At 70.2% G+C, this 9,591-nt stretch carries 8 protein-coding genes; 4 read left to right on the top strand and 4 right to left on the bottom strand.

Translation table 11 applies throughout. The features are described from left to right. Window positions 1–62 precede the first annotated feature (62 nt). The 4 genes from HWX09_RS05490 to HWX09_RS05475 all read right to left on the bottom strand — a co-directional run bounded on the left by HWX09_RS05490 (window position 63) and on the right by HWX09_RS05475 (window position 5,513). On the bottom strand, window positions 63–1,085 hold the full coding sequence (locus HWX09_RS05490; protein ID WP_027782807.1) for an Ldh family oxidoreductase: 1,023 nt from the start codon (window positions 1,083–1,085) through the stop codon (window positions 63–65). Next, window positions 1,078–2,670 carry an aldehyde dehydrogenase (NADP(+)) gene (locus HWX09_RS05485; protein ID WP_027782808.1) on the bottom strand — a complete coding sequence of 531 codons (1,593 nt, stop codon included), beginning with the start codon at window positions 2,668–2,670 and terminating at the stop codon, window positions 1,078–1,080. Before HWX09_RS05485 ends, HWX09_RS05490 begins: the two co-directional genes overlap by 8 nt. A 73-nt stretch (window positions 2,671–2,743) precedes the next feature. After that, a complete protein-coding gene (locus HWX09_RS05480; RefSeq protein ID WP_027782809.1) occupies window positions 2,744–4,366 on the bottom strand; it encodes an APC family permease in 1,623 nt (540 codons plus the stop codon). 226 nt (window positions 4,367–4,592) lie between these two features. Further along, window positions 4,593–5,513 carry a dihydrodipicolinate synthase family protein gene (locus HWX09_RS05475; protein ID WP_027782810.1) on the bottom strand — a complete coding sequence of 307 codons (921 nt, stop codon included), beginning with the start codon at window positions 5,511–5,513 and terminating at the stop codon, window positions 4,593–4,595. A gap of 251 nt (window positions 5,514–5,764) precedes the next feature. On the opposite strand from HWX09_RS05475, the gene HWX09_RS05470 reads away from it, so the two are divergent. The 4 genes from HWX09_RS05470 to HWX09_RS05455 all read left to right on the top strand — a co-directional run bounded on the left by HWX09_RS05470 (window position 5,765) and on the right by HWX09_RS05455 (window position 9,578). Beyond that, entirely contained in the window at window positions 5,765–6,697 is a 933-nt protein-coding gene (locus HWX09_RS05470) for a 4-hydroxyproline epimerase (protein ID WP_027782811.1), read from the top strand. Beyond that, the gene (locus HWX09_RS05465; protein WP_027782812.1) at window positions 6,694–7,821 is read left to right on the top strand and encodes an FAD-dependent oxidoreductase; all 1,128 of its coding nucleotides are present in this window, start codon (window positions 6,694–6,696) and stop codon (window positions 7,819–7,821) included. Before HWX09_RS05470 ends, HWX09_RS05465 begins: the two co-directional genes overlap by 4 nt. 258 nt (window positions 7,822–8,079) lie before the next feature. Next, entirely contained in the window at window positions 8,080–8,313 is a 234-nt protein-coding gene (locus tag HWX09_RS05460; RefSeq protein ID WP_027782813.1) for a 2Fe-2S iron-sulfur cluster-binding protein, read from the top strand. Further along, window positions 8,310–9,578, top strand: a complete 1,269-nt coding sequence (locus tag HWX09_RS05455; RefSeq protein ID WP_027782814.1) for an FAD/NAD(P)-binding oxidoreductase — start codon at window positions 8,310–8,312, stop codon at window positions 9,576–9,578. Before HWX09_RS05460 ends, HWX09_RS05455 begins: the two co-directional genes overlap by 4 nt. Window positions 9,579–9,591: the final 13 nt, after the last annotated feature.

Here is a 9,591-nt window from a genome sequence, read left to right as displayed (position 1 = left end):
GGCGACGGCCTCGTCGCCCGTTCCGCCGACGATGAAGCCGCGCCGTGCCGCTCGATCGCGCGTCAGTCGAGCAGCGTCAGGATCTCGTCGTACAGCGCCTTCGGAATCCGCACGCCGTTCGCGATGCTGCGCGCACGGGCGTCGAAGCGCCGTTGCGACGGCAGCCGCGCACCCTGCGCGACGATCGATTCGAACATCCGCTCGCCGCGCGCGAGCCCCGCATCGAGATCGTCGCCGAGAAATACCTTCGGATCGAACGCGATCACGAGTTCGCCATGGCACGGCGTCGCGCCGACGCCTTCGTCGAAGTCCATCGATTCCCGGCTCGTCATGTCGCCGATCAGTGCACCGCCGAGCAGCTCGACCATCGCCGCGAGCGCCGAGCCCTTGTGGCCGCCGAACGTGCGCATCGCGCCTTGCAGCGCGGCCTTCGGGTCGGTGGTCGGCTGGCCGTCCGCGTCGATCGCCCAGTGCGGCGGAATCGCCTTGCCCTGTTTCGCGTGCAGCTCGATGTCGCCGCGCGCGATCGCGCTCGTCGCGAAATCGAACACGAACGGCTCGCCGAACGGGCGCGGCCACGCGAACGCGATCGGGTTGGTGCCGAACACCGGTTCGCGGCCGCCTTCCGGCGCGACCCAGCTGTGGCTCGGGTTCATCGCGATGCCGACCAGCCCTTCGGCGGCGATCGCCTCGACCTCGGGCCACAGCGCGGAGAAGTGATAGCAGTGGTTGATCGCCATCGCGGCGATGCCGTGCTGCTTCGCCATCTCGACGAGCACCGGCAGCCCCGTCTCGAAGCTCAGCAGCGAGAAGCCGCGATGCGCGTCGACCGCGACGATCGACGACGACAGCCGGCGCAGCGTCGGCACGGCTTGCGGATCGACCTTGCCCTTCTTCAGCGACCGCACGCAGACGAGCAGCCGGTACACGCCGTGCGAATGGCACTCGTCGCGCTGGCCCTGCGTGATCACGTTGGCGATCGCGCGCGCATGCGCGTCGGACATCCCGTTGTGCGTCAGCACGCGCAGCGCGAGCGCATGGACTTCATCGAGCGACAGGACAACTTCGGTGGTTTGCTCAGACATGGTTCACCTCCCGCGGGGCAGGCACGCCGTCGATGCGTTGCGGCACGTGCAGCGGATTGCTGCTGCGGATCGCTTCCGGCAACAGCGCGTCCGGCAGGTCCTGATACGACACGGGGCGCAGGAAGCGCTCGATCGCGCGCGCGCCGACCGACGTCGTGCGCGTGTCGGACGTCGCCGGAAACGGGCCGCCGTGCACCATCGCATGGCCGACCTCGACGCCCGTGCCGAAGCCGTTGACGAGAATGCGGCCGGCCTTGCGTTCGAGCGTCGGGCGCAGCGCGGCGAACAGCGCCGCGTCGCCGTCGGCGAGATGCGCGGCGATCGTCAACTGGCCTTCGAGCGATTTCAGCACGCGATGCAGCGTGTCGGCGTCCGGGCAGCGCACGATCAGCGATGCGGGGCCGAATACTTCGTCGCGCAATTCCGGATGCGCGATGAACGCGTCGGCGGATGTCGCGAACAGCGCCGCGCGGGCCTGGTGACGGCCGCCTTGCGCGCCTTCGGCCAGCAGCTCGACCGCATCGTGATCGCGCAGCGCCGTGATGCCTTGCGCATAGCTCGCGTGGATGGGCGGCGTCAGCATCGTCTGTGCGGCCACGGCGCGCACAGCGTCGGCCGCTGCGGCTTCGAATGCGCGCAGCGCGGGGCCGTCGACCGCGAGCACGAGGCCCGGATTCGTGCAGAACTGGCCGGCGCCGAGCGCGAGCGATGCGACGAACTGCGGGGCGATGGTGTCGTGACGCGCCGCGAGCGCGGCGGGACACAGCAGCACGGGGTTGATCGAGCTCATTTCCGCATAGACGGGGATCGGCTCGGCTCGCGCGGCCGCGATATGCATCAGCGCTACGCCGCCGCGGCGCGAGCCCGTGAAGCCGACCGCCTTGATGCGCGGATCGGCGACCAGCGCCTGGCCGATCTCGCGCGACGCGTCGAACAGCAGCGAGAACACGCCGGCCGGCATCCCGCATTCGCGTGCGGCCTGCTGGATCGCGCGGCCGACGAGTTCCGACGTGCCCGGATGCGCGGAATGCGCCTTGACGATCACCGGGCAGCCGGCCGCCAGCGCCGACGCCGTGTCGCCGCCGGCCACCGAGAACGCGAGCGGGAAGTTCGACGCGCCGAACACGGCCACGGGCCCGACCGCGACGTTGCGCAGGCGCAGGTCGACGCGCGGCAACGGCTTGCGCTCGGGGCGCGCCGGGTCGATGCGTGCGTCGAGAAAACCGCCGTCCCGTACGAGCGACGCGAACAGCGCGAGCTGGCCGACCGTACGGCCGCGCTCGCCTTCGATGCGCGCGCGCGGCAGCCCCGTTTCGACGACGCAGCGCTCGATCAGATCGTCGCCGAGCGCCATGATGTGGCGGCCGATTGCGTCGAGGAACGCGGCGCGCGCGTCGAGCGACGTTTCGCGATACGTGTCGAACGCGTCGTCGGCGAGCGCGCACGCCGTTTCCAGGTCGTGCAGGCTCGCGCCGCCGAACGCCGGTTCGAGCGGTTCGCCGGTCGCGGCGGCGATCGCGTGGAGGGTGCCGTTCTGTCCGGCGACAGCCGATTGGCCGATCAGGAGCTGACCTGTGAGTTGCATGGTTTTCCTCGGAAAAAAGCAGGGCCGGGCGTGCTGCGCCCGGCCGATGGAAGGGGAAAAAGGCGCGGGCGCGTCAGTCGTCGTCGTCGAGCTGCAGCTTGTCGGAACGGACGCCCGTGTGGGCGCCCCAGTAGTAGATGACGAGCGCGACGGCCGCGACGACGACCGTGTCGTACGGATGCGCGAGCCGGCCCGTGCCGCCGAAGCCGCCGAGATACGACAGCACGATCATCGCCGCATAGAACGCGATCAGCCACGCGGACGAACGCACTTGCTCGGCGAGGCTCAGGTGCGCGGTCGGCACCCAGCGGCGGCACGCGAGATAGATCGCGAACATCACGATCTGCAGGCCGAGCAGCCAGGACACCGTGCTCCAGCCCGACCAGTAGACGATCAGCGCGGCGATCACGAACGACGCGGGGCCGGTGATGCCGAACGCGCTGGCGCGAAACGGCCGCGGCAGGTCGGGCGCGGTGCGGCGCAGCGCGGCGACCGACACGGGCGCGACCGCATAGCTGAGCACCAGCGCGGCGGACACGATGTTGATCAGCGCTTCCCACGACGGGAACGGCAGCGTCCAGAAGATCGCGAGGCCGAACGTGAGCCACAGGCCCGCGCGCGGGATGCCCGACGCTTCGTCGACGCGCGTGAACACCTTGAAGAACGTGCCTGTCTTCGCCCAGCCGTAGACGACGCGCGGCGTCGCGTTCATGTAGATGTTGCCGCAGCCGCTCGGCGAGATCATCGCGTCGGCGACGACCATCACCGCGAGCCAGCCGACGCCGAGCGCGAGGGCGATATCGCGGTACGGCAGCGAGAATGCCTTGCTCACGTCGTGCCAGCCGGCGGCGAGCATCGCCGTCGGGATGCTGCCGATGAACGCGAGTTGCAGCAGCACGTAGATCAGCGTCGACAGCAGGATCGACAGGATCAGCGCGATCGGGATCGTGCGCTGCGGATTGCGCACCTCGCTCGCGACCGACACGATCGGCGTGAGCCCGAGGTACGCGAAGATGATGCCGCCCGCCGACACGGCCATCTCGATGCCGGGCATGCCGAACGGCGCGAAGCCGTGCACGGTCAGGTTCGCCGGCTTGAAGAACGTGAACAGCACGCCGATCACCGCGAGCGGCACGATGAACTTGAAGATGCTGATGATGTTGTTCGCCTTCGCGAACGTCTTCACGCTCGAGTAGTTCAGGTAAAAGAAGAAGCAGAGCAGCGCGGCCTGCACGAGCCAGCCGAGTGTGGTCGGGTCGCTCGACCCGGCGACCGTCAGGCCCGGAAACCACGCGGCCGCGTACTGGCGCGCGGCGACGACTTCGATCGCGATCAGGCTCGAGAACGCGATCAGCGTGATGAAGCCCATCAGGTAGCCGAGCAGCGGGCCGTGCGAGAACACCGGGTAGCGCACCACGCCGCCGGCGCGCGGCAGCGCGGCGCCGAGTTCGCAGTAGACGATGCCGAGCAGCAGCACCGCGAAGCCGCCGAGCAGCCACGAGAAGATGCCGGCCGGGCCCGCGATCGTCGACACGTGACTCGCGGCGAACAGCCACCCCGAACCGAAAATGGCGCCGAGGCCGATGAACGTGAGATCGGTCAGCGACAGCTGTTTCTTGAACTTGCCGTGACCCGCGTCGGGGTGCGCGGAACGGGAAAGCGGGACAGACGGGTGAGCATTGCCTTGGCCTGGCATGGGCGTGTCTCCTGGAGAATGTCGGTGCAGGCGCGCGTGGCGCGCGCTCCGACGGAGCAGCGCGCACGCCTGCCGGCCGGCGTCGCCCGGTTCGAACGACCGGGGCGGGCCATGGCCCGTTCACGCGCGGCGCGGGCTGGCGCCGGGGCGAGCGGGACCGCAGGCCATGCCGGACCGCGGATGGCGACGCACCGGGCAAGCCCGCGCGCCGCCGCAGGGGCGTCGATCAGAGACCGACGTCGGGCAGCGCCGGGCGCGTTTCGAGCGCCTTCGCGACGATGGCCTTCACTTCCGCGAGCGTGTCGCCTTGCAGCGCGAGGCGCGGCGGACGCGTGACCGCGCTGCCGCGGCCGACCAGCTCTTCGCACAGCTTGATGCACTGTACGAGGTCCGGGCGTGCGTCGAGGTGCAGCAGAGGCATGAACCAGCGATACAGTGCGAGCGCTTCGTCGAAGCGCTTTTGCTTCGCGAGGCGGAACAGCGTTTCGCCTTCCTTCGGGAACGCGTTCGACATGCCCGACACCCAGCCTTCGGCGCCGACCGCGATGCTCTCGACCACGACGTCGTCGAGGCCCGCGAACAGCACGAAGCGATCGCCGACCGCATTGCGCAGGTCGATGAAGCGGCGCGTATCGCCCGACGAATCCTTGAAGCAGACGATGTTCTCGCAATCCTGCAGCGCGATCAGCACGTCGGGCGTCACGTCGTTCTTGTAGATCGGCGGGTTGTTGTAGACCATCACCGGCAGGTCGGTGCTCGTCGCGACCGCGCGGAAGTGCGCGGCGGTTTCGTGCGGCTTCGCCGAGTACACGAGCGCGGGCATCACCATCACGCCGTCGACGCCGACGCGCTGCGCTTCGCGCACCGTGTTGCGCGCGAAGTCGGTCGTGAATTCGGCGATGCCGGCGATCACCGGAATCTTGCCGCCGGCCGCGTCGCGTGCGGCTTCGATGACCTGGAGCTTCTCGCTCGTCGACAGCGACGTGTTTTCGCCGACCGTGCCGCAGACCACGAGGCCCGACACGCCGTCGTTCACCAGGTTCTTGACCACGCGGTGCGTGGCGTCGATGTCGAGGGAGAAGTCCGGCTTGAACTGGGTGCTGACGGCCGGGAAAACCCCGGTCCACTGAATGGCTTTGCGGCTCACTGAAATCTCCTACGTTCGTATCGGTCGGCCGACGGGTGTGTCGGTGTGGCAACCAGTATCGCCGCGCAAACGCCCATCACGCTTGAGTCGTATCGCGGAGCAAAATGACGAAATCGGCACAGCGGCCGGCGGGGGCGCGAAGGGCGCATCGCACTATGCCGATTTCGTCGTCGTCCTCATCGAAAAGCCACAAGCGGACGGACGCGCGACGGAGGAAGCTATGCTCCTTTCCCCACTTCGGACAGCTCATGATGAAGCGTATCCAGATCATCGATTCGCACACGGGCGGCGAACCCACTCGGCTCGTCGTGTCCGGTTTTCCGGCGCTCGGCAACGGCACGATGGCCGAGCGCCGCGACGTGCTCGCGCGCGAACACGACCGTTATCGGACCGCGTGCATCCTCGAGCCGCGCGGCAGCGACGTGCTGGTCGGCGCGCTGCTGTGCGACCCGGTCGCGGCCGACGCGGCGGCCGGCGTGATCTTCTTCAACAATAGCGGCTATCTCGGGATGTGCGGGCACGGCACGATCGGCGTCGTGCGTACGCTGCATCACATGGGACGCATCGCGCCCGGCGTGCACCGGATCGAGACGCCGGTCGGCACCGTCGAGGCGACGCTGCACGAGGACCTGTCGGTCAGCGTGCGCAACGTGCCCGCGTATCGCCACGCGCAGGGCGTCCCGCTCGACGTGCCGGGATACGGCCCCGTGAAGGGCGACGTCGCGTGGGGCGGCAACTGGTTCTTCCTGATCAGCGACCACGGGCAGCGCGTCGCCGGCGACAACGTCGCGGCGCTCACCGCGTATGCGTCGGCCGTGCGCGAAGGGCTCGAACGCGCGGGCATCACCGGCGCGAACGGCGGCGAGATCGATCACATCGAGCTGTTCGCCGACGATCCCCAGCACGACAGCCGCAGCTTCGTGCTGTGCCCGGGCCTCGCCTACGACCGTTCGCCGTGCGGCACCGGCACGAGCGCGAAGCTCGCGTGCCTCGCGGCCGACGGCAAGCTCGCGCCGGGCGCCGTGTGGCGGCAGGCGAGCGTGATCGGCAGCGTGTTCCAGGCGAGCTACGAGCTGGCCGACGGCGGCATCGTGCCGACGATTCGCGGCAGCGCTCACCTGAGCGCGGAAGCGACGCTGCTGATCGACGAAGACGATCCGTTCGGCTGGGGCATCGGGTCGTGAGCGAAACGAAGACCGACGTCGTCGTGATCGGCGCCGGCATCGTCGGCGCGGCGTGCGCGCACGAACTCGCCCAGCGCGGGTTGCGTGTGCTCGTCGTCGACGACGCGAGCGGCGGCGCGACCGGCGCGGGCATGGGGCACCTCGTCGCGATGGACGACAACGCGGCCGAGCTCGCGCTGAGCCATTACTCGATCGAACTGTGGCGCGCGTTGAGCGGCGAGATGCCCGACGGCTGCGCATACCGCAACTGCGGCACGCTGTGGCTCGCGGCCGATGCGCACGAGATGGATCTCGCCCGCGCGAAGCAGGCGACGCTCGCCGCGCACGGCGTGGCCGGCGAGCTGATCGACGCGGCAGCGCTCGCGCAACTGGAGCCGATGCTGCGCGCGGGCCTCGGCGGCGCGCTGAAGATTCCGGGCGACGCGATCCTCTATGCGCCCGTCACGGCGAACTGGCTGCTGCAGCGCGCGCCGCGCGTCACGTTGCGCCGCGAGCAGGCCGTCGCGGTCGATGGCCCGAACGTGACGCTCGCGAGCGGCGACGTGCTGCGTGCGGAGCGTGTGGTCGTCGCGAACGGCGTGGCGGCGCGCACGCTGCTGCCCGAATTGCCGCTGCGCCCGAAAAAGGGCCATCTGCTGATTACCGACCGCTATCCGGGCCACGTGTCGCACCAGCTCGTCGAGCTCGGCTATGCGGCGAGCGCGCACGCGAGCGACGGCACGTCGGTCGCGTTCAACGTGCAGCCGCGGCCGACCGGCCAGTTGCTGATCGGCTCGTCGCGCCAGTTCGACACCGAGGATGCACGGGTCGAGCCGCCCGTGCTCGCGCGCATGCTGCGCCGCGCGGTCGGCTACCTGCCGGATCTGGCCGACCTGAACGGGATCCGTGCATGGACGGGTTTTCGCTCCGCGAGCCCCGACGGCCTGCCGCTGCTCGGCGAGCACCCGGCGCGGCCGGGCGTATGGCTCGCGCTCGGGCACGAAGGGCTCGGCGTGACGACCGCGCCGGGCAGCGCGCGGCTCGTTGCCGCGCTGATGGCCGGCGAACGGCCGCCCATCGATATCGAACCGTATTTGCCGGGACGCTTCCTGACCGCGTCTCTTGTAGCCGGAGCGCTGACATGAAACGACCCCCACGCTCACTTCGCTCGCTGTCGACCGGAGTTGGCGCTTCAGCGCTTACTCCGGTCCCATGCAAGGCGTCCCCGACGGGAGCGGTTAGCCTCCTTGGCGCGGCCCGGCGGAGGTTGACATGAAACGACCTCCACGCTCACTTCGTTCGCTGTCGACCGGAGTTGGCGCTTCAGCGCTTACTCAGGTCCCGTGCAAGGCGTCCCCGACGGGGGCGGTCAGCCTCCTTGGGACGGCCCGGCGGAGGCTGACATGATCATTCATCTGGACGGCCGTGCATTGACGGTAGCCGACGGCGCGACCGTCGCGGCCGCCGTCGCGGCGAGCGGCGACGACACGACGCGCGTGTCGTGCACGGGCTCGGCGCGTGCGCCTTTTTGCGGAATGGGCATCTGCCAGGAGTGCAGGATGACGATCGACGGCCGCCGCCGGCTGGCTTGCCAGACGCTGTGCCGCGACGGGATGCGGGTGGAGCGCACGCGATGAAACAGGAACGACTGAGCGTCGACGTCGCGATCGTCGGCGCGGGGCCGGCCGGGTTGTCGGCGGCACGGGCCGCCGCGCGCAGCGGCGCGACCGTTGCGATCGTCGACGACAATCCGCGTGCGGGCGGGCAGATCTGGCGGCAGCCGGCAGCGGCGGCACCGACGCCGGCCGCCGCCGAACGCCTCGCCGTGCTGCGGCAACCGAACGTCACGCATCTCGCGGCGACGCGCATCGTCGCCGAAACGCAGCCGGGCACGCTGCTGCTCGAAGACGACGAACGCGGGCTGCTGCTCGATTTCCGGACGCTGATTCTCTGCTGCGGCGCCCGCGAACTGCTGCTGCCGTTTCCGGGCTGGACGCTGCCGGGCGTGACCGGTGCGGGCGGCTTGCAGGCGCTGATCAAGTACGGGCTCGAGGTGCGCGGGCAGCGCACGGTGATCGCGGGCAGCGGGCCGCTGCTGCTGGCGAGCGCGGCGACGGCCCGGCAGGCCGGCGCACACGTATCGCACGTGCTCGAACAGGCGGCATGGGGCGACGTGGCCCGCTTCGGCGCGGGGCTGTGGCGCTGGCCGTCGAAGCTCGCGCAGGCCGCGAAGCTCGTCACGTCGGCGTATCGACCCGCTGCGCACGTCGTCGAGGCATTCGGCGACCAGCGGCTCGAACGCGTGCGGATCCGGCACGGCGATCGCGAATTCGACGTCGACTGCGACCGGCTCGCGTGCGGCTTCGGCCTCGTGCCGAACACCGTGCTGCCGCGCCATCTCGGCTGCCGGGTCGAGAACGGGGCGGTGGCGGTCGACGCGCACCAGCGCACCAGCCGCGACGGGTATTTCGCGGCGGGCGAATGCACGGGCGTCGGCGGCAGCGAACTGGCAATGGTCGAAGGCGAAATCGCCGGCTACGCGGCGACCGGGCAGACCGCGCGGCTGGCCGAACTCGTCGCACGGCGCGCGCACTGGCAGGCTTTCGCGGATGCCGTCCGCGAGCGCTTCGCGATCCGGGAGCCGATCCGCCGGCTCGCACGGCCCGACACGCTGCTGTGTCGTTGCGAGGACGTGCGGTTCGATGCGGTCGCACGGGAACCGGGCTGGACGGCCGCCAAACTGCAGTCGCGTTGCGGGATGGGCGCGTGTCAGGGCCGCGTGTGCGGCGCGGCCGCGCAGGCACTGTTCGGCTGGACGCCGCCGGCGCCGCGCACGCCGCTCGTGCCAGCGCGGGTCGGCACGCTGATGCTCGACGGCACGGGGTCTTGCGACGGCGCATGACGCGTGCAGCGTC

Source organism: Burkholderia sp. BCC1208, assembly GCF_902833095.1.
In the GTDB taxonomy this organism is placed as follows: Bacteria; Pseudomonadota; Gammaproteobacteria; order Burkholderiales; family Burkholderiaceae; genus Burkholderia.
Note: the sequence above shows the minus strand (reverse complement) of the source record. Positions and strands in the feature narration are given on the sequence as shown.